Consider the following 21397-nt stretch of genomic DNA (forward strand, 5'->3'; position numbering starts at 1 on the left):
CAGTGAAAAGTCCGGAGTGATCAGCGCTCGGGACTTTTTTATTTAGAAGAATAAGCGTTACCTATTGCTTGCTCCTGAACAGGCCATTTTCGAGCACCCGCTTGGATAATTCCCAGCAGCAATTGACGACGTTCCTTTATTGAATTGACGGCAATTTGAAATGTTTGCTTTGATAAAGCCGGTATGCCTGATTGTTGAAGCTTTGAGATGTCTGGTTCCGGCGGCGCTTGTTCTGCAGGATGGATATAGGCAGTATGAACGGTATCCAGATAGTTTTTGATACTTGAGCGCGCTTCTTTGATATGAAGCTGATTCGGCTGATATTGTTCAGGAATTCCGTATTTGAAAATGGTTAGAGCTTCATCCAATACAGCAACAGCTATAATGGATGATTCCTGATGCTGCGTGCTGTGGTAAAAATGAAGGATGGGGAAGGCGTTATGCTGAGCGGTCAGCTTTCCCAGTTCTGATGAGGCAGCGACAAGAAGAAAATCAATGTCGTGAAAATCTTTGCCATTCCATGCATTATGGACGATTTCTGTTCCGTTATGCCCTAGACTTAATACACTTTGGGCAAAGGAGCGTTTTTGATTAACCGCACTCAAGACGGAAATCAAATACGTGACAGAAAACGTGATGGTAAGCAGTCCTTGAGCTGTTTCAATAATCGTGACAAGCTTCCATAGGCCTCCGTTCGGAGCGAGGTCGCCATTTCCTAATGTAAACATGACATAGCCGGAAAAATAAATTCGGTCTGACCAGGAAGCCGGTTCTTTTGATTGAGTTTCCATAAGTGAGTGAGGGTCACTCGAGTAAATCAAAACCCACCCGCCCCAAAATAGACTGATCCATATCACTAACGTCAGGCATAACAGCAGAGGACCAGCCATACTTAGAACCTTTGCGTGGTCACCGCTGATTTTGCGGCAGCCCTTCCACAGCCAGGCAGACAGGCATCTTGTGATCGGGCCTGCACCGCTCTCTAACCATAACGTGGTCCATAAAAAATCAATCATCCCCGCTGTCAATAATAAAAGGCCTGCAATGATATAACCCTCATTCATTTTGGTTGCCTCCCTTAAGTCAGCCTCCTTTTATTTTCTTCTCTATTTCCTTTTATCTTGAGTCTGAAACAATTGAACGAATGTTTGATTTTACAGAGAAAAATAGGTGAAGTTACCCAACACTTACTCATTTATCGGTATGAACAGAAAATCACAGGATTTTTGACTTGATTCACACATTTTCATGAAGAAAAACGTTCATTTTCCCCTTGAATTGGTGATTTTCCTTTTATAGAGTAAAAAATTTTCAGAAATTTATATTGACTGAAAGCGTTTTTATAATTATGATAATATCAGATATAACAAAAATATCACTATCATATCACTACAATTGAACTATCAAGTGACTATTAAATGCCAAATTTACAAGGTTATGCACAAAGAAATGACCATTGCTCTTTTAGCGAGAAATGAAATCGCTTCCATTGGGACTGACATGCTAAAAAGAAGGGAAGGTTATGAGGTTATTGGATAAAAACATGAACAACTATTTTCTGAAGCCTGCTTACGAAATGTGAGGAAGGCAGCAGCCCTGGAATAAGTTTTTGACATACGCATTTTGAAAAAGACTGGGGGAAACAGTATGAATAAACAAGGCAATCAAATGTCATTTTTACGTACAATTATTTTAGTCTCCACTTTCGGCGGGCTTCTTTTTGGCTATGATACCGGTGTGCTCAATGGAGCTTTGCCGTATATGGGAGAGCCGGATCAGCTTAATCTCAATGCCTTCACAGAGGGTCTTGTCACCAGTTCACTTCTTTTTGGAGCGGCACTGGGTGCTGTGTTTGGCGGCAGGATGTCTGATTTTAACGGCCGCCGCAAAAATATTTTGTTCCTCGCTGTTATATTTTTTATTTCAACGATTGGGTGTACGTTTGCTCCAAATGTTACGGTCATGATTATTTCCCGTTTTGTGCTCGGTATTGCGGTTGGGGGTGCATCCGTAACGGTGCCTGCCTATTTAGCAGAGATGTCTCCTATGGAAAGCAGGGGACGGATGGTGACGCAGAACGAATTGATGATTGTATCAGGACAGCTTTTGGCCTTTGTTTTTAATGCGATCCTTGGAACAACAATGGGAGACAACTCCCATGTGTGGAGGTTTATGCTGGTCATTGCGTCACTTCCAGCCTTGTTCCTGTTTTTCGGCATGATCAGAATGCCCGAGAGTCCCCGCTGGCTTGTTTCTAAAGGAAGAAAAGAAGATGCTTTGCGTGTATTGAAAAAAATCAGGGATGAAAAACGGGCAGCAGCTGAGCTGCAAGAAATTGAATTCGCTTTCAAAAAAGAAGATCAGCTTGAAAAAGCGACGTTTAAAGATCTTTCAGTCCCATGGGTGCGGCGTATTGTGTTTATTGGATTAGGGATTGCGATTGTACAGCAAATTACAGGTGTGAATTCGATTATGTATTATGGGACTGAAATTCTAAGAAATTCCGGTTTCCAAACGGAAGCCGCTTTAATCGGAAATATTGCGAATGGTGTGATTTCGGTATTGGCAACATTCGTCGGAATCTGGCTGCTGGGAAGAGTGGGGCGCCGGCCGATGCTGATGACAGGCTTGATCGGTACGACAACAGCGTTATTGCTAATCGGGATATTCTCACTTGTACTTGAAGGATCACCGGCACTTCCGTATGTAGTCCTGTCATTAACGGTCACATTTCTTGCTTTTCAGCAGGGCGCCATTTCACCAGTGACTTGGCTGATGCTATCTGAAATTTTCCCGCTTCGCCTTCGCGGACTGGGAATGGGTGTTACGGTATTCTGTCTGTGGATGGTGAATTTTGCAGTCAGTTTCACGTTTCCAATATTGCTGGCAGCCATCGGGCTGTCCACAACGTTCTTTATCTTCGTTGGATTAGGAATTTGCTCTGTCTTGTTTGTGAAGAGGTTTTTGCCGGAAACGAAAGGGCTTTCGCTTGAGCAACTGGAGGAAAACTTCCGCGCTTATGATCACGGCGGGGCAAAGAAGGATTCTGGGGCTGAAGTGATTGGATAATTAAAAAAAGAATCCGCACCCGAGTGCGGATTCTTTTTGGTTTCAAATTAGTTAGGTCTGACAAGGATTTTGACTTGGCTTTTCTCTTTAATAAGAGCCCCGAAGCCTTCCTCGATCAAATCATCTAGTACGATTTTTTTCGTTACGAGTTTGTCGGCTGAGAAATAGCCTTCTTTCATTAATGACAATACAGCCGGGAAGATGTCGCGGTATCCGATAATTCCTTTTACTGTACGTTCTTTGATTACGATATCGTTCGGATGGATTTCAGCACCTTTTTCCCAAATGCTGACGATGACGGTTTCACCGGCAATTGTAGTGGACTGGATGGCTTGTCGTAACACCACTGGGACACCCGTGACTTCGAATGCTACGTCAACACCGCCTCCTGTACGTTCTGCAATCTCAGCGACTACATCGTCTGTTTTAGACGGATCAACGATGATCGCGCCAAGCTCCTCAGCTTTTTGCTGGCGTTCAGGAGAAAGCTCAACAGCGTAAATATCAGTTGCACCGGCAGCCTTCAGCGCTTCAATGACAAGAAGTCCGATCGGGCCGCAGCCGAATACAGCCGCTTTGTCGCCTGCTTTGAGTTTGCTTGAGCGGACAGCGTATAGAGCAACTGCAGAAGGTTCAACGAGCGCGCCTTGTTCATATGATAATTCATCAGGAAGTTTGAACAAAAGCTCTTCATCTACAGAGACGTATTCAGAGAAACCGCCGCCTCCGCCGGCTAAGCCGAGGAATCCCATTTGTTCATCAAGGTTGTAGGCGCCTTGGTGGCCGTGTGTAGCAAAAATCGGCTCGACTACAACGCGGTCTCCAACTTTATAATTTTCAACGCCTTCTCCGACTTCGACAACTTCACCGGAGAATTCATGCCCCATTGTGACAGGTGCCGTTTCATTTGTTAATGGGTGCGGTTTGTCAACCGGAATAAAGATCGGGCCGCCCAGATATTCGTGTAAATCACTTCCGCAGATGCCGCACCATTTGACTTTGATCTTTACTTTTCCCGGCTCCGTTTTTGGCTCTTCGATATGTTCAATACGGATATCCTTTTGGTTATGCCATCTTGCTGCCTTCATGGATTACCACTCCTATAGCTTTTGATGTGAGTAATTCCGCACCGGTCAATATGAACTGTTCACAAAATCGCCATTTTTAAAACCAAAAAAGAAATGAAATTTTTATATAATATAATCTACGTTTTTTTGAAAAAAGAAACTTTGAAGAAAAAAGGGTCTCGCACACTCTTTTTTCTTTATATGAGAGTATCAATCGTTTACATAGCTATGAATTTGGTTTGAACAATACGGTAATGGTTCGTTCATATTGAATGCGACAACTACTCTATCAATAATTATAACGCTAATACTGCTATTATAATAGGATAATCTTCCATGGTTTAATTTAACAGAGGTAACTTTTTTGACTTTGTAACATTACTGTAAGGATATTGAAATAAAAAATAGCTGGTTGATCGTGTATAATCTTCCTAGATGTTAACAAACAGGGGGACGAAATGTTGAAGAAAGTCATTTTAGCCGCTTTTATCTTAGTAGGAAGTACTTTGGGAGCTTTTAGTTTTTCATCAGATGCCAGTGCGAAACATGTGAACGGAAATATTACTTGGTATAATGGAGTCGGGAAAAAAGGCTCTTCAGGTAAGAAACTTGGACATTGGGATTGTGCGACCAAAATCGGATTTGATGTTCCTAGAAACGGGACAAAAATCAGAGCTTATGCAAAAGCGAAGCCTAAAAAGGTGATTACGGTTTATAAAAATGATGTTGGCAGAATGCCTAATGCAGTGCTGGATGTTAGCCCTAAAGCGTTTAAAGCGCTTGGATATCCATTAAGCAAAGGTAAAGTAGCGGGGCATTACAGCTATTAATGTACATATATAATCTGGAAAGCAAGAAGTCACATTCTTGCTTTTTCTATTGGTGGAGATAAAAGATGAAAAAAAGAATCATATTATTGTTAGCAGTGATAATAGCGGCAGCTGGCGCGGGGGTTGCGTTTTATGTTGCAAAGGATAAAGGCCATGAGAAGGCTGCTGATGTTTCAGTCAATACCGAAAGCGGTGATGAGCTGCTGGTTTCAATTACAGATACGGATCTGCTGACAAAGTATTATGAAAATGACAAGGTGATCCATGAGGAGAAGCTGACCAGCTATCCGGCATTTGCCTTGGATCAAAAACAGCAGGTGCTCTATTATACGGGCAATAATGAACAGAATGAAATGAGGCTTTTTAAACTGGATCTAAAGTCTAATAAAAAGACGGTGCTTTATAAAGGCGCGGAGAGTGCGGACAGTTTGTTTTTATCTAAGGACCGTTCAACCATCTATTTCCGCTTAGGAAAAGCGGACGAAAGCAATTTTCGGATCGCCGCTTTTGATCTGAAAACGAAAAAGTACAAAAATCTTTATCCTGCCGCTAATGATCAGGATAACACCGTCAGCAGCTTCTTTTATAACCAAAAAAACGATTCATTTGCATTGCTTCATTATTCTGTAGAAGAAGACTACAAGAAAACAGATGAAGCAAACGAAAAGGGCATCGACCCTGAACCGACAACGATTCATTTTGCGGAAGGCCGTCAACATAAATTTAATGAGCTGAAAAGCCTGAACCAATTTATCAGCGATATTGCTGTTTCTGATGATGATAAACGTATTTTATTCACATCATATACGCAAAAAGGAACGGAGCAAACCGCTTCTATTCAAATGCTCAATGCGGATACGAAAAAATATGAAAGCATCATCTCAAATCAGAAATCATTTAAGCTGTTAATTGACGCACAGCCTCAGTTTTCTAAGGATGGGAAGAACATTTATTTTCTTGCCGAAGCCAAGGGGGCTAAAAAGCTGAAGGACGAAACAGGGCGTGAAGCTAAGGTGCGGACGATTTATTCCTATAGCCTTGAAAATAAGACCTTCAAAAAAGTATGGGAAAATCCGAACGGCATCATCAACAGCTTTTCTGTGATTAACTAATAAAGACCACTCGGCATGAGCTGAGTGGCTTTTTTAATGGATGAGGTGCAGGGCTAATGATCCGAGCCATTTAAAGATATGAATCAGAGGGACCGACAAAAACAGAAGTTCAACATAGAAGTTCATTGCAACATTCAGCTTTTTGAACGCAGCTCTTTTTTTCAAGTCTTTTTGCTGCTGGTTTGAGATCACGTTATCCCTCCTCTTATATCCATATTATACCATTAAAACAGACAAAAAAGCCCTAAACGTTTACAGTTTTGGGCTTCTTTCTTCGTATTTGGCCTCTTGCAATAAGAGGCTTTTATTCTGAAATATAGAATTTTGTCTCCGTTCGGGGTTTGTTTGCTTGCAGGAGACTGCATTTGTTATAGGGAAGAACTAGCTTGTTTTCGTTTGGCTGTTGTTTTGGAGATTCACTAATGAACGGATGCCGTCGACCATTTTACTTCCGCACAAAGGGCACAATGGCGTATCACTGCTGGCGAAGTTTTTTCGGGTCCAGCCATTACAGTCTTCTTTTGTGCATTCCCAAGTACTCACATCTTCTTTTGGCAGCGGTTCTTGATTTCGTTTGTTATAGTAAGACATAAAGTCACTTCTTCCCTCATGTATTTTACTGCACATTTCTTATTGTCTCATACTTTTCCCTAATCTCCTAATTCCTTTTTCTTTATGACTTTCCAATAACCCCATCTAAAAAGGAGAGGAGTGTGCTGTTAAAAGCATCTGGCTCTTCTAAAAACGGGCAATGGCTGCTTTTAGAAAAGGTAACGAGTGTCGCGTTTGGAATATTGCTGCGCAAGTGTTCTCCAGCTGCTGTAGAGAAAAATTTCTTGTCTTCCCCGAAGCACAGCAATGTCGGCACATTGATGTTTTGGAGGGTGCCCCGGTAATCAGCGGCCGTTTGGTTAAATAAAATCGTGCTAGAAATGGCAGCCGGCTGTTTGAGGATTTCTGCCAGCATCCATTCTGTTTCGGTCTCGGCAGGCGGTTCTGCGAACATATTCTGGATGAAGCTTTCGTAGAAAGGCAGCGGGTCAGTTTGAATGGCGTGCATCGCTGTTTTTAAGCCGTTAAAATCAAATGGACCGTGTTCCCAGCCCTCCCATTGATAGTCGGAAGCGGATTGATCGATGATCACAGCGGCTTGAATGTTATCATTCCCAAATTGATTGAGATAATCCCATACGACAAAAGCGCCCATTGACCAGCCGGCAAGAACGACATGATCAAGCTCCATTACATTTAGAAATTCCCTTATGTCACGGGCATATTGGGAAATGGTGTGGCCGTGAAGCACTTTGTCAGATTCGCCGTGTCCTCTAAGATCAAGACGAATACATTGATAATTGGCAGAAAGCGCCGAAAATTGTTTGTGGAAAAATTGTCCGCTCATCAGCACCCCATGTATAAACAGGATCGGCGTCCCGCTCCCGTGTGTTTCATAGTAAAGGCGTGTCTGATCTTCTAATGTGATGTATGGCATGTTTCTCCTCCTTTAGTTTCCATCATGAGTATGGCTGGCTGCTGTTGAGCTGATGATGGCAGCTGTCGCGGCTGCCTGCTGCGCTTGAATGACTGTTTCGATAGAGGTGTATAGTCCTGATTCCATCAGCAGATTTTTCTCCATATGCTCACTGAGATAGAGGCTGACAGCAATTTTAAAATTCATTTCCTTTTGCCGTTTAAAAGCTTTTTCCTGGTTTAATTCGTCAGTGATGCACAAAACGGTTTTGATATCTGGCTCTTCCAGAAATGTGAGGAGAGCAAGGTCTGGATAATGATAATCCTTTGGTTTTTTGACAGATTCAGTGATCGATTGATATATCTGTTTGCAAGCGGAAACAAGCATTTCGGGCTCTTTTTCACTTTGCAAGGCCAGAATATGGCTGACCTGATGTAAGTACTGTCCTTTTTTAAAGCCGTTGGCTGCCAGCAGCTGATAGCATGTTTCCGCCTTCTGTAGCGCCTGCAAACCTTCTCCGTTTTCTCCAAGCAGTACGGCAAGCGGAACATTCTGAGTTGAAGTGAGGAAATAATGATTTTTCTTCATCTGCTGATAAACTGCTAGCCCCATGTTCATCTGTTCTTTTTGGTTTGTCGTTTCAGATTTGCCGGTGAGCAAGATTAGAGCGGAAAGGTATGTGAACATATCCCGCTTGTATCCTAGCTTCACCATTTCATTGTATACATCGATAAAAGTATGAAATGTTTGTTTTGCCTCATGCTGAAAATGAATGTCCAGAATAGATGCAATAGTAAAGCGGTGGTGTGAATTGAGTGTTGAGAAGCTGCCGATGTTTGATTTGATATAGCTGCTCAAATCATAAAAGCGCTGAAAATCAAACTCTCTTTTATTCACAATATATGCAGAAGAAATGAGCATTAATATCTGATCGTGTGAAACTTTCCATTTTAATTTTGGTTTTAATTCAGCATAAATGGAAATGTATTGCTTTATTTTTTCATGTAGGTTGTGTGTCAGCATAAAAAGCAGCTCCTTTTTGCTGTTTTTACGTAATACGATAAATAGGGCCAAAGGTTTCATAAAGAAAAAACTTGCCTGCTAGAGGCAAGTTTGTCGGATTATTTATGGGGATCTGTTATATCCATCGGTCTCATCATGTCATAGTCTTCATGCTCTAGAATATGGCAATGCCATACGTATCGTCCGCTGTACGGACCGAATGTCGCCGCGATTCTCAGGACTTCACCTGCATGCGCTTGAATGGTGTCTTTCCAGCCCTTTTCACTTGGCGGCGGCGGGACAGCCGGACCGGTATAGGACAATTCCCCGCTTTCTTGATAACGGGCGATATCAAACGGCCGCCGGTCTAATACACGGAAGGAGACTAGATGCAGGTGAATCGGATGTGTTCCGCGTGTTGGGTTGATAATGGACCATATTTCAGTTGTGCCGACTTTTGGTGCTTCTGTGACGGGATCGTGCCAGCGTTTGTTATTAAGCAGAAGGACGGGTCTGCCGTATTCGTCCTGGGTGCCTGCCAGTTTTAACGTTCTGATGTTTTGTATTCTTTCATGCTGTACCGAAGGGTATGAGGCGAGGTACTTCGGCTTTCTGCTTTCGTCTTTTTGTGCCAATGGTTTTGTGACTCTGAATTGCATGATATTCGCATCTGTTTCAGGATTGACGTCACCGCCGCAGCCCGCGCTGTTTGCCAAAATGATCGATTCTCCTTCATATGCTGTGAAGTCAATGATGATATCATAACGTTCAGCAGGCGCAAGGCTGAAAGAATTCAGTTTAACAGATCGCGGCAGGAGCCCTCCATCTGAACCAACCTGAATAAACTCTCCGCCATTATCGAGTGACAGATTATAGGTTCTTGTATTGGAGGCGTTGATGACACGGAATCGGTATTTCCTTGGCTCGACTTCCAAGTATGGCCATACCTTCCCGTTGACGAGTATGGTTTCTCCGCAAAAAGCCGGAACGATTGAAGGATTAGGCAGTGACGGAGAAGGGTTTTCCGGTGCGCTCGGATAAAACAAAGAACCATCCTCATTGATCGTGCGGTCTGTGATAAGAAGCGGCACATCGTATTCGTCTGAAGGCAGTTTTAAGCGTTTTTCCTTTGGGTCATGAATGATATAAGCACCGACAAGTCCGGCATAGACATTTAGCCTGGTGAGCGCCATGGCGTGATCGTGATACCACAATATAGCCCCGCGCTGCTGGTTTGGATAATGATAAACCTCTCTTTTGAAATAAGGTCCTGTTTGTTCAAAGTCTTTGGAAAACCAAGCCTCTGGATACCCGTCACTGTCATCTGGCGTGACACCGCCGTGTAAATGAACAACAGTCTTTACCTCGGGCTCTTCATGCTGGCTGTCACTGTGATGAATGGTGTGATCAATCGGAAGGAAATGCGTGGAAGGTAGGTTATTCATCCATTTTACATATACGTTTTCATTTCTTTTAACCTCAATGGTCGGCCCCGGAAATAAGCCGTTGTAGCCCCACAGGCGGGTTGGAGGGAGATCGCGATGGAGCTGATGGGTGCATTCCTCCATGGTGACTTCGTAGTATGTTTTTTCTTTTGATTGCTGTACTGGCTTTAGTGTATCTGGGATTGGGAGAGCATCCACAAATTTTTCAAGTGTCATTTTCATCTGTCCTTATCTAAATTTTCCAAATTGGTATTATAGTTAATGACAATAAGGACGTGATGGTTACAAAAAATCTTCGTGCTGCAGACTGCCCGAGAAAGAAAATAACAAAATCCTAAACGGCTGGCCGTTTAGGATTTGATCAGCATTAAGGCAGGATATCGGGCTGCTGCTGTGTGACTGGGTTGGCAGCCGCTTTCTCGCTCACCTTGCGTTTTCTGAACACAAGGTAAGAAATCAGAACGATTCCCGTGATGACGCCTGTAAGCAGCAGCTCGTCTCTCATGGAATCAATAAACGCCATGGACACTAAAATTCCGCAAATGGCGATGATGGTCAAGTAGGTTAGGAAAGGGAAGAGCCACATTTTGATCTTCAATGCTTCTGGGTTTGTTTTTTCGAGTTTTTTCCGCATTTTCAGCTGGGAAACAGCGATGACAAGATAGACGAGTAAAGCGATTGCGCCTGATGAGTTGACTAAGAATAAAAAGACGGTATCCGGTGAAAAATAGTTCATTACGACCGCGATATAAGAGAAAAATGTCCCGGCCACAATGGCTTGTACGGGAACGCCTTTTTTGCTCAATTTCATAAAACGGCGCGGCGCTTCGTTTCTTTCTGCAAGAGAATACAGCATTCTGGATGTGGTGTACAAACCTGAATTCAGGCAAGAGAGTACGGCTGTGAGGACGATAAAGTTCATAATCTGTGCGGCTGCGGGCACTCCTATATGCTCAAGTACAGCGACGAAAGGGCTTTCTAAAATATTTGCTGAATTCCATGGCAACAGCGCTACGACAATGGCGATTGAGCCCACGTAAAAGACGATGATGCGCCATACAACGGATCTGGTGGCTTTTGTCACAGATTCGATCGGGTTGGATGTTTCCCCTGCTGCAATGGCAACGATTTCAGTTCCCATAAAAGAGAAGATGACAACGACAATGCCGAGCAATACGGAGCTGATGCCCTCCGGGAAAAATCCGCCTTTGCCTGTAAGATTCGAAAAACCGACTGGCTCACTGCCCGGTGCAAAGCCAAAAATAAAGGCAAAACCAACGATTAGAAAAGCAATGATAGTCACAACTTTAATAAGGGAGAACCAATATTCAAACTCACCGAAAGACTTAACGGAGTAGACGTTTGTCAGGGTGAGCACAATGGTCAAGATCAAACTTGTCAGCCACAGCGGAATATCATGGAACCAGTATTGAATAATGCCAGCACCGGCAATGGCTTCGATCGCGATGACGATCACCCAGAAAAACCAGTACAGCCAGCCGATTGTAAATCCTGCCCACGGTCCGATGGCGTCGTGAGCGTATTGAGAAAACGATCCGCTCGTCGGGTTTACGGCAGACATCTCACCGAGCATTCTCATAATAAAAATCACCAATAATCCGGCTAACGCGTAAGAAACAACGGCACCCGGACCGGTCGAGTGAATCACTGAACCGCTGCCTACAAATAGGCCGGCTCCGATTACACCGGCAATCGAAATCATTGTCATATGGCGGGTCTTTAATTCCTTTTTTAATCCTGATTGAGATTGGTTCATAAGTTACCTCCTTTTAAAATGCAATCATTACTGAATATTATGATAATTGAAACTCTATCATAAATATACAGTTTGTCGAAAATTCGTGTAAGAAAATATACCAGCTTATTTCAAATTTGTAGTGTTTTGTTTGCGCTTTCAGCGAATGTGTGGAAAAAATGTTTCGTTTTTTATTTGCTGTGTGATTTTGTGTACTATTTACAATTCGATAGAATGCGAGAAGCGCTGGTGTCATTGGATCTGATGGGCTTTTTGGCGGAGCAAATAAATTGGATGAGAGAAAAAGTGTTCCATCGTCACTATTTTTCTGTGGCGGGTGAATCATGTTTCTGTAGACCCACTGCGGATCAGCTTTGTAAGATAATAATAGGAAAATGTGAGCGGGGAGGAGGTTTTGTATGGAGAGATATGATGAACTGAAAAAGGGAGAATCCGGAGCGCTGGTCAGCATTGCCGCGTATCTAGTTCTTTCCGCAATTAAACTGATCATCGGTTATCTTTTTCACTCGGAAGCACTTACGGCAGACGGGTTAAATAACACAACTGACATTATTGCTTCTGTTGCTGTGCTGATTGGCCTGCGCATCTCTCAAAAGCCTCCTGACGAAGATCATCCATACGGCCACTTTCGAGCGGAAACGATTGCATCGCTTATCGCATCGTTTATTATGATGGTTGTCGGCCTGCAAGTGCTGTTCAGCGCCGGAGAATCTATTTTTTCTGCTAAACAAGAGACGCCGGATATGATTGCGGCTTGGACGGCAGCGGGCGGGGCAGTCCTGATGCTGATCGTTTACCGGTACAATAAAAGGCTGGCCAAAAAGGTGAAGAGCCAGGCGCTCCTTGCTGCGGCTGCTGATAATAAATCAGACGCATTCGTCAGTATCGGCACATTTATCGGCATTGTGGCTGCTCAATTCCATCTTGCTTGGATTGATACGGTCACTGCGTTTGTGATCGGCCTGCTTATTTGCAAGACCGCATGGGATATTTTTAAAGAATCATCTCACTCTTTGACAGATGGATTCGACACAAAGGACATTTCCGCTTATAAGCAGACAATCGAAAAAATCTCCGGTGTGAGCCGTTTAAAAGACATAAAAGCAAGATACTTGGGCAGTACGGTTCATGTTGATGTGGTGGTTGAGGTATCGGCAGATTTAAATATTACGGAAAGCCACGATATAGCCAATGAAATTGAGCGGAGAATGAAGGAGGAGCATGCGATTGATTATTCGCATGTTCATATGGAGCCTTTAGAACACAAATAATTGAGCTTCCTGCCACAGGAAGCTCAATTATTTGTGTGTTTTGGCCAGCTTTATTGGAAACAATTTGCTAGAATCGTTTTTTTATACAGATTGCTTTTTGTGGTAAAGTTAGGTTACATTATGATGAATTTTGTAGATGACTAGGAGGAAAAGAATGGCATATCAAGAAGACCTGCATCCTTTGCTGGGGAAAGCAGTTGAACATATTAATAGAGTAATGGTTGGAAAACGAGACATCGCCATACTCAGCTTAGCAGCCCTTCTTGCCAAAGGGCATGTGCTGCTTGAGGATGTACCCGGAGTCGGAAAAACGATGATGGTCCGCGCGCTGGCAAAGTCAATCGGCGCAGATTTCAAAAGAATCCAATTCACTCCGGATTTGCTGCCATCTGATGTAACAGGGGTATCTATCTATAATGCGAAAACGATGGAATTTGAATATCGTCCCGGCCCGATTATGGGAAATATCGTGCTGGCCGATGAAATCAACCGTACCTCTCCGAAGACACAGTCGGCTTTGCTCGAAGCGATGGAAGAGGGGAGCGTCACGGTAGATGGCCATACGATGCAGCTTGCCGATCCGTTTTTTGTGATGGCAACGCAAAACCCGGTCGAATATGAAGGGACCTATCCTTTGCCGGAAGCTCAGCTTGACCGTTTTTTATTCAAACTTCGGATGGGTTATCCGTCCTTTAATGAAGAGCTTGACGTCTTATCTCTTCAGGAAAAAAGCCATCCGATTGAGACGCTTGAGCCGATTATTGCAAAAGAAGACTTCATCCGTTTACAGCGGGAAGTGCAAAATGTCCGTGCTGATGACAGCATTAAGGAATATATCGTTGAAATCGTGCAGAAAACGAGACAGCATCCTTCTGTTCAATTAGGCGTCAGCCCGCGCGGCTCAATCGCCCTCATGAAAGCGGCACAGGCATACGCGCTGCTGCATCATCGCGACTATGTCATACCGGATGATATTCAATATTTAGCTCCTTTCACGCTGCCGCACCGGATGATGCTTCATCCTGAGGCAAAATTTGAAGGGATTCAGGCAGAAGCGATCGTAAGGGAGATCATGTCAGCTGTGAAGGTGCCGGTTCAAAGGTCGTCGGTCCGCTGATGAATAAGAAATGGCAATGGCTCGTATATGGTTGGAAGCTGATTATATTAACTTTATTGACGGCTGCTGTTTTTTCTTATGCGATGTTTCAGGGCGGCTTTGTCAGCTGGTTTTTGTTTTACGCGTTTCTCCCTTTTGTCTTGTATGCCGGGCTGTTGGCCTTGTATCCGCTCCGTTCTTTTCAGGCTTCAAGGCAAATGGATAAAACACAATTGCATGCGGGGGACAGGCTGGGCGTAACGGTTACGCTGAGAAGAAAGCTGCCATTTCCCCTGATGTATATGGTGATTGAAGATTGCCTGCCAGAAGGTATCGAGTCATTAAATCGAGACGGAGCCGCGGCCAAACGGCTCGTTTTTCCTTGGTTTAAACGGAGCATGACGATGTCGTATGAATTAGCTCGGGTACCGCGCGGAGAGCATCACTTTCATTCTGTCAGGGTGCGAACCGGGGATGTTCTTGGCTTGATTGAAAAAACTGCATTTTTTGAGCTGGATGATACCCTGTTTGTTTATCCATTCTATCAGCGTTTTTCCTATCAGGTGAATGAGAGGCATCAGGAAGACGGTGTAAGCGGTTCTTCTCCAATTCATCAGCACCATTCCTCAGTCGCAGCAAGTGTGCGGAATTATCAGCCGGGAGACCGGTTTGCTGCGTTAGATTGGAAGACATCTGCACGGCGGAGCCAGCTGATGACGAAGGAATTTGAGCCTTCTCGCAGCAAAAATCTGTTTCTGCTGATGGACCGTTTTTCCTCAGACGCATTCGAAGAGGTCGTTTCAGTGACAGCTTCGATTCTTCATTCTGTTTTAAAAAACGGCGCGGGTGCTGGTCTGGCTTCCATCGGGAAGGAAAAAAACATTTTCCCTATTCAGGAAGGGGATCAGCATTTTAAGCACATGCTTCGGCATTTAGCCATCGCTCATTGTGATGCGGCAGACCCGATAAGCCGATATGCACGGGAAGAGCTGGGAAAGCCATCTGTTCGCCAAGCTGATCAAGTTGTTGTCACGGGACAGTTAACGGAAGATATGCTGCACCTCGCAGAAATAGGAGGCGGCCGGGTTACGGTGATACTGGCAAAAGAGAAAGATGCTGAGCTCTCTCAAGCTGAAAATGCCATGATTGAACGCATGATGAAACGCCAAATCAGAGTTCGGGTCATGAGGGGCGGGCGAGTTTCGCGTGTTGTTTAGAAAGAGAGGTGACTGGTTCACATGCCGCACGATGATCACAAGGGAAGCCGTTTGAGCTTGCTGTTATTTTATTTTCTGGCTTTTTTATTGCTGTGGGAGTGGCTCAGGCCGCTTGACAGTTTTACTGAAACGAAACATACAGGCTTTTTTAGTGTCTTTATCGGTTTGACGTTTCTGCTGACTTTTTTCAGGATGAGGTGGTTTGTCACCGTTCCTTTTTGTGTCATATTTACATTGATCTCGATACACATCCTGTTTTATCAAGGATCTATATTCGACTTGAACTGGGTCAGCTCTTTTTTGCAGGATGTCTATCTGAATATCACGCTGATTCAATCTGGGCAATGGAATGACATGATTCCTTCATTTCGGACCCTGCTGTTTTTTGTGCTGCTGTGGCTGCTGGTCTATCTCCTGCATTATTGGGTGATTTACCAGAGAAGAATTTTGTTTTTCTTTTTGATGACAGTAGCGTATATTACGATTCTTGATACCTTTACGCCATATGATGCCACTTTTGCCGTCATCCGTATCGTGCTGATCGGCTTCTTTATGCTGGGCCTTTTATACTTGGAACGCATTAAGCTGATGGAAAGAATCACACTGCCAAAAACATCTGTCCTGAAATGGTTTCTTCCTTTATCTGTATTGGTTTTGGCCACAACGGGATTCGGACTCGCCGCTCCAAAATCAGAGCCGGCCTGGCCTGATCCGGTGCCTTTTCTTAAAAAAATCACTCATCAAGACCGCGTGTCTGCAGGGGAAAGCAAAATCGGATACGGGAATCATGATGAATCACTCGGCGGCCCGTTCCAGCAGGATGCTACACCTGTTTTTACATGGCAGGGAAAAGAGCGTACGTATTTCCGTGTGGAAACGAAGGACACGTATACCGGAAAAGGCTGGATTGAAACAGACACAGGCATGTCGTATCAGCTTAGCAATGGAAAAGTTGAAAATCTGTGGTTTGATCATAAGGTTGCGACAGAGCGCCGCACCGTCCGTGTAAAAGTCGATAAGCACTACGGGTATAACCATTTGATGTATCCGATTGGTGCGGAAACCATTCAGCCAAAGCAGGCTGTCTCACTTGAAATGAACGGCAACACGGAGCAAATTTCTCCGATCAGTGAACAAGCCGGTGAAATCAGAAATATGGGGAATTATACTGTAACGTACAATTCCCCGGTCTATAAGCTGGATGAACTGAGAAAGGTAAAAGTGAGAAAAAACAGTGAGGAGTACACATTCAGCGATCGCTACATGCAGCTTCCAGATTCACTGCCAGAGCGGGTGAGAACCCTTGCGATCAAACTGACTCAGGATCACGACAATATGTTTGATAAGGTGAAAGCGGTTGAGGACTATTTAGGGTCAAATGCGTTCACATATGAAACAGAAAACGTGACCATTCCGAAGAATGATGAAGATTATGTCGATCAATTTCTCTTTGAAACGAAAATGGGTTATTGTGATAACTTTTCTTCCGCCATGGTGGTGCTCTTGCGCTCGGCCGGCATTCCGGCCCGCTGGGTAAAGGGTTATACGTCCGGCGAATACAAAGAAGCAGGGAACAAAAATGGCAGCATTTACGAAGTGACAAATAACAATGCCCATTCCTGGGTAGAGGTGTATTTCCCGGAACAGGGCTGGGTTACATTTGAGCCGACTAAAGGGTTTACAAATCCGGCTCAATTTACTTCTTCTGACACAAAGGACTCCGGCAGTGATAACAGCAGCTCGCCGAAGAAAGCACAAGAGAAACAGAAAGAAGAGAAAAAACAGCCGCAAAAAGAAGAAAAACAAAAGGAAAAACGGGAGCCAGCTGTTTCTAAAAAGCCGTCCGCTTCGCATACTAATGCCGATGCGGGCTTGTATGCAGCGCTTGCGGTTCTTGCAGTCCTCCTGGTGGCAGCTGTATTGCTGTATGTTTTCCGCTCGTTATGGATTCCTGTTTTCGCCGTGAGGAAATTGAAGCGGCGCAGCGATCAGCACGCGTTTTTTGAGGCATATGACGCGCTGCTGAAACAACTGAAGAGAAAAGGGCTGCCGAAACGAGGCAGTGAAACGCTGCGTGATTATGCAAAACGAATCGATGAAAAATACGACATAGAAGACATGTCAAAGCTGACATTAAGCTATGAAAGGGCGCTTTACAGAAATGAAGATTCTTCAGCGCTTTGGAATGATTCCAGAGAGTTATGGGAAAATTTAATTAAAAGAAGATGGTCTTGACCGCTTATCAACGTGTTGTTAGAATTAGTGAATATTATCGGAGTCTGGGAGCGAGTTGGCCTGACTCCGGCAAACGGCCTTGCCAAAGAGGGCGGAGCGAGCTTCATATCTGTCCTCGTTTTTTTCTGTGTCAAAAAACTTAGAGGAGATTAGGTGACAACCATGACAAAGTTAGTGAATGAAATGATTCTTGTCCTTGATTTCGGCAGTCAGTATAACCAGCTGATTACACGCCGTATCCGTGAATTCGGTGTTTACAGCGAGCTGCATCCACATACATTGACGGCTGAAGAAATTAAAAAAATGAATCCAAAAGGAATTATTTTATCCGGCGGTCCAAACAGTGTGTATGATGAAAACTCTTTCCGCTGTGACGAGAAAATCTTCGAGCTTGATATTCCTGTTTTGGGAATTTGCTACGGCATGCAGTTGATGACTCATTACCTTGGCGGTAAAGTTGAAGCAGCAAGCCAGCGTGAATACGGAAAAGCAAATATCCGCATCGAAGGCACACCTGATTTGTTCAAAGATCTTCCAAATGAACAAGTGGTTTGGATGAGCCACGGTGATTTGGTTGTAGAAGTTCCTGAAGGCTTCACTGTTGACGCGACAAGCCATCACTGCCCGAACTCAGCAATGAGCAAAGCGGACAAAAAATGGTACGGCGTTCAGTTCCACCCGGAAGTGCGCCACTCTGAATACGGCAATGATCTTCTGAAAAACTTTGTATTCGGTGTTTGCGAATGCGAAGGCGAATGGTCAATGGAGAACTTTATCGAAATCGAAATGCAAAAAATCCGTGAAACGGTCGGAGACAAACAGGTTCTTTGCGCGCTAAGCGGCGGCGTTGATTCCTCTGTTGTTGCTGTTTTGATTCATAAAGCGATCGGCGACCAGCTGACTTGTATCTTTGTAGACCATGGTCTTCTCCGTAAAGGCGAAGCTGAGGGTGTTATGAAAACATTCAGCGAAGGCTTTAACATGAATGTGATTAAAGTAGACGCAAAAGATCGATTCTTAAACAAACTAAAAGGCGTTTCTGATCCTGAACAAAAACGCAAAATCATCGGTAATGAATTCATTTACGTGTTTGATGATGAAGCGGACAAGCTCAAAGGCATCGACTACCTTGCACAAGGTACGCTTTACACAGATATCATCGAGAGCGGTACAGCAACGGCGCAAACGATCAAATCTCACCACAATGTCGGCGGACTTCCTGAAGACATGCAGTTTGAGCTGATCGAGCCGTTAAACACGCTCTTCAAAGACGAAGTGCGCGCGCTTGGCACAGAGCTCGGCATTCCGGATGAAATCGTATGGCGTCAGCCGTTCCCAGGACCGGGCCTCGGAATCCGTGTTCTTGGCGAAGTAACAGAAGAAAAACTGGAAATCGTTCGTGAATCAGATGCAATCTTGCGTGAAGAAATTGCAAATCACGGCTTAGAGCGTGATATCTGGCAATACTTCACTGTTCTTCCTGACATCCGCAGCGTTGGTGTTATGGGTGACGCAAGAACATATGATTACACAATCGGAATCCGCGCCGTTACATCAATCGACGGCATGACATCTGACTGGGCGCGTATCCCGTGGGATGTGCTTGAAGTCATTTCGACACGTATCGTAAACGAAGTGAAGCACATTAACCGCGTGGTGTACGATATTACAAGTAAGCCGCCTGCGACGATTGAGTGGGAATAAGTAAATAACAATGAGAAAAACGTCCCTTTTTCAAAAGGGGCGTTTTTTTTGTTAACTTTTTGAAACCGTTTCGACAATTTTTGTATCTAACAACATAGGAGGTGGATAAGGTGAAGGAAGAAAGATTGATTACAAAGGCGAGAAAAGGAAATGCTCGGGCCTTTGAAAAGCTTATGCTGGCACATCAGGAGACTTTATATAAAACAGCTTATCTCTATTTAAGAAATAAAGAAGATGCACTTGATGCTGTACAGGAAACAGCTTATAAAGCTTTTATCAGTATAGAAAAACTAAAAGAGCCAAAGTATTTTTTAACGTGGCTTACTCGAATATTGATTCATACCATTTTTGCCATGAATAAAAAGAAAGGAGATTTGGTTCCGTTTGAGAAACATCATGATGCTGGAACTAATCAAGCAAATATTGAGGAATACATAGACTTGCGAAATGCGATTGATTTACTTGATGAACATGTTCAGTTAACAATTCAGCTCTATTATTTTCAAGATTATTCGATTTCAATGATAGCTGAACAAACAGGAATGGCAGAAGGCACAATTAAAACCCATTTACATAGAGCGAGAAAAGCATTGAAACAGGAGCTGGAAAAGGAGGATCAAAACAAATGGACAAACACCAAATGAAGCAGATGTATGATGACATAGCAGTGCCAAAGAAAGCACTCAAAAAGGCAATACATCAAGCTGTCGTTCGTGCTGAAAATGAAAGTAACACAAGGCGCCGTTTTAAATGGGCACGAACTATTACAAATGGAATGGCTATTGCTGCTGTGGTATGTATATTGTATTTATCATCTGGTCTTTTTCTTCCCTCTGTAAACAAAGCGATGGGGAGCATACCCATTGTCGGACAAATTTATAAGGATTTTCAAGATAAAGTTGGTCTATCATTGTTTAAAAGCAATTTGGTCACAGCTTTAAATGAAAAAGCAGACTCCAGGGGAATCACTGTTTATGTAAACAGCTCCTATTACGATGCCGGACAGCTTGTTTATAACTTCACTGTTGATAACTTCCACTCTGATGAAAAAGAGATCATGTATGATGTCGACGAAACGAGTTATAGCGACAACTTTTCAATCAACTACGATTCCTTAATGCTTAAAAAATTAAATAACAAGCAATACGCAGGACAATTAAGGATTTATACAAATGGTACTGAAATAAAAAATGGGGAAACCGTGCCCTTTGTAATTACTCATATCAATGAAATACAGGGAAATTGGAGATTCAAACTGCCTATTACCAAAAAGAATGCGGGTTATTTAGAAAGCTCAAAAGTTATATCGGCTTATCATAATCGTTATCAATTTTCCAATATTCAAGTGGAAAACGGGAAACTTGGATCTGTCCTTCAATTTACAATCGATTATCAAGGCATAGCAAAGCATGATACGGTTGAAATTAACGAAGTTAAAGATGATTTAGGAAACACATATGAGATGTCAGCATCAAACATCGAACTTGGAGACCGCATAAAGGTAAACGAGAGAACGGTAAGAGCAAAAGGACAAACACAGTTAGAATCACCAATCAATCCAAAAGCGAAAAAGCTAACATTAATTGCAGATATTAGATCTGAGGCTGAGGGCAGTGAAATCGTCCCTCTAAATGCAGAGATGCCGTATCGTCTTTCGGAAACAAAGCATCAAAACATAGGGATAGAAATCAATAACATTAAACAAGAGGGGAGGGAAGTATTGGTTCATTACCGTTTCACTGGAGTTGATACTTCAAATATGTCAAAAGATGACTTAGTGAATATAGGTGAAATGATTGGCCTTGGTGATATGAAAAAAATGCAATCATGGTCTGATCCAATGGCTTATTATGAAGAAGGTTATTATTTGAAATGGAATAAAGCTGAAGTGAAGAATATGGACACAGCCGAAATGGTATCAACTTTTGAACTGGATGACGCTTATCTTGATAAGCTGTCTTTAAAGCATTTTGCGTTTAATGAGTATGGCCTGTATATTGATAAGGGCGTTTTAAATGATCTGATTCAACTAAAGCCATTCTCGTTTACTGTACCAGTGCACCAGGTGAGTCAGCCTTCAAGATAAAATAATCATAAGTTGAAA

General features: G+C 43.4%; 19 protein-coding genes. 10 read left to right on the forward strand and 9 right to left on the reverse strand.

Annotated features, from left to right (window positions below):
• Positions 1-38: 38 nt before the first annotated feature.
• On the reverse strand, positions 39-1064 hold the full coding sequence (locus NYE20_RS03490) for a potassium channel family protein (protein WP_161621393.1): 1026 nt from the start codon (positions 1062-1064) through the stop codon (positions 39-41).
• Between the two features lie 583 nt (positions 1065-1647).
• On the opposite strand from NYE20_RS03490, the gene iolT reads away from it, so the two are divergent.
• The gene (iolT, locus tag NYE20_RS03495) at positions 1648-3069 is read left to right on the forward strand and encodes a myo-inositol transporter IolT (protein ID WP_085186965.1); all 1422 of its coding nucleotides are present in this window, start codon (positions 1648-1650) and stop codon (positions 3067-3069) included.
• A 47-nt stretch (positions 3070-3116) separates the two neighbouring features.
• Here iolT and bdhA read toward each other — a convergent pair whose 3' ends face one another.
• Positions 3117-4157 (reverse strand): (R,R)-butanediol dehydrogenase, encoded by a 1041-nt coding sequence (gene bdhA / locus NYE20_RS03500; protein ID WP_003234015.1) that lies wholly within the window; start codon positions 4155-4157, stop codon positions 3117-3119.
• A gap of 437 nt (positions 4158-4594) precedes the next feature.
• Between bdhA and walM the strand changes: the two genes are divergently transcribed.
• Both walM and NYE20_RS03510 read left to right on the forward strand, forming a co-directional pair.
• On the forward strand, positions 4595-4966 hold the full coding sequence (walM, locus tag NYE20_RS03505; protein ID WP_003234013.1) for a cell wall metabolism protein WalM: 372 nt from the start codon (positions 4595-4597) through the stop codon (positions 4964-4966).
• A gap of 65 nt (positions 4967-5031) precedes the next feature.
• Complete coding sequence (locus NYE20_RS03510) at positions 5032-6078, forward strand: PD40 domain-containing protein (protein WP_032726739.1); 1047 nt, start codon at positions 5032-5034, stop codon at positions 6076-6078.
• Between the two features lie 33 nt (positions 6079-6111).
• Here NYE20_RS03510 and NYE20_RS03515 read toward each other — a convergent pair whose 3' ends face one another.
• From NYE20_RS03515 to NYE20_RS03545, 7 genes are all read right to left on the reverse strand, one after another.
• Positions 6112-6270: a hypothetical protein gene (locus tag NYE20_RS03515; RefSeq protein ID WP_015382979.1), complete on the reverse strand. Its 159-nt coding sequence runs from the start codon at positions 6268-6270 to the stop codon at positions 6112-6114.
• A gap of 189 nt (positions 6271-6459) precedes the next feature.
• Positions 6460-6669: a cold-shock protein gene (locus NYE20_RS03520; protein ID WP_003234008.1), complete on the reverse strand. Its 210-nt coding sequence runs from the start codon at positions 6667-6669 to the stop codon at positions 6460-6462.
• An 82-nt stretch (positions 6670-6751) separates the two neighbouring features.
• Positions 6752-7567, reverse strand: coding sequence for an alpha/beta hydrolase (locus NYE20_RS03525; protein ID WP_041851238.1), 816 nt, complete (start codon positions 7565-7567; stop codon positions 6752-6754).
• Positions 7568-7579: 12 nt separating this feature from the next.
• Positions 7580-8569, reverse strand: coding sequence for a DUF4003 domain-containing protein (locus NYE20_RS03530; protein WP_086344576.1), 990 nt, complete (start codon positions 8567-8569; stop codon positions 7580-7582).
• A gap of 98 nt (positions 8570-8667) precedes the next feature.
• Positions 8668-10209 (reverse strand): outer spore coat copper-dependent laccase CotA, encoded by a 1542-nt coding sequence (gene cotA / locus NYE20_RS03535; RefSeq protein ID WP_029317398.1) that lies wholly within the window; start codon positions 10207-10209, stop codon positions 8668-8670.
• A 151-nt stretch (positions 10210-10360) separates the two neighbouring features.
• On the reverse strand, positions 10361-11770 hold the full coding sequence (gene gabP / locus NYE20_RS03540) for a GABA permease (protein WP_003233998.1): 1410 nt from the start codon (positions 11768-11770) through the stop codon (positions 10361-10363).
• Between the two features lie 37 nt (positions 11771-11807).
• Positions 11808-12095 carry a hypothetical protein gene (locus NYE20_RS03545; protein WP_032726737.1) on the reverse strand — a complete coding sequence of 96 codons (288 nt, stop codon included), beginning with the start codon at positions 12093-12095 and terminating at the stop codon, positions 11808-11810.
• Positions 12096-12168: 73 nt separating this feature from the next.
• On the opposite strand from NYE20_RS03545, the gene mneS reads away from it, so the two are divergent.
• The 7 genes from mneS to NYE20_RS03580 all read left to right on the forward strand — a co-directional run bounded on the left by mneS (position 12169) and on the right by NYE20_RS03580 (position 21379).
• The gene (mneS, locus tag NYE20_RS03550) at positions 12169-13041 is read left to right on the forward strand and encodes a manganese transporter MneS (protein WP_070548647.1); all 873 of its coding nucleotides are present in this window, start codon (positions 12169-12171) and stop codon (positions 13039-13041) included.
• Positions 13042-13195: 154 nt separating this feature from the next.
• Positions 13196-14158, forward strand: coding sequence for a MoxR family ATPase (locus NYE20_RS03555; protein WP_069837334.1), 963 nt, complete (start codon positions 13196-13198; stop codon positions 14156-14158).
• Positions 14158-15354, forward strand: coding sequence for a DUF58 domain-containing protein (locus tag NYE20_RS03560; RefSeq protein WP_072173425.1), 1197 nt, complete (start codon positions 14158-14160; stop codon positions 15352-15354). The genes NYE20_RS03555 and NYE20_RS03560 overlap by 1 nt, the downstream gene beginning before the upstream one ends.
• Before the next feature lie 21 nt (positions 15355-15375).
• Positions 15376-17589 (forward strand): DUF4129 domain-containing transglutaminase family protein, encoded by a 2214-nt coding sequence (locus tag NYE20_RS03565; RefSeq protein WP_161621395.1) that lies wholly within the window; start codon positions 15376-15378, stop codon positions 17587-17589.
• A 162-nt stretch (positions 17590-17751) separates the two neighbouring features.
• The gene (guaA, locus tag NYE20_RS03570) at positions 17752-19293 is read left to right on the forward strand and encodes a glutamine-hydrolyzing GMP synthase (RefSeq protein ID WP_003233970.1); all 1542 of its coding nucleotides are present in this window, start codon (positions 17752-17754) and stop codon (positions 19291-19293) included.
• A gap of 110 nt (positions 19294-19403) precedes the next feature.
• Positions 19404-19937, forward strand: a complete 534-nt coding sequence (locus NYE20_RS03575; protein ID WP_017695646.1) for a sigma-70 family RNA polymerase sigma factor — start codon at positions 19404-19406, stop codon at positions 19935-19937.
• Entirely contained in the window at positions 19919-21379 is a 1461-nt protein-coding gene (locus NYE20_RS03580; protein WP_161621396.1) for a DUF4179 domain-containing protein, read from the forward strand. The genes NYE20_RS03575 and NYE20_RS03580 overlap by 19 nt, the downstream gene beginning before the upstream one ends.
• Positions 21380-21397: the final 18 nt, after the last annotated feature.

It is taken from the genome of Bacillus sp. FSL R5-0416, assembly GCF_037975425.1.
Taxonomy (GTDB): domain Bacteria; phylum Bacillota; class Bacilli; order Bacillales; family Bacillaceae; genus Bacillus; species Bacillus subtilis.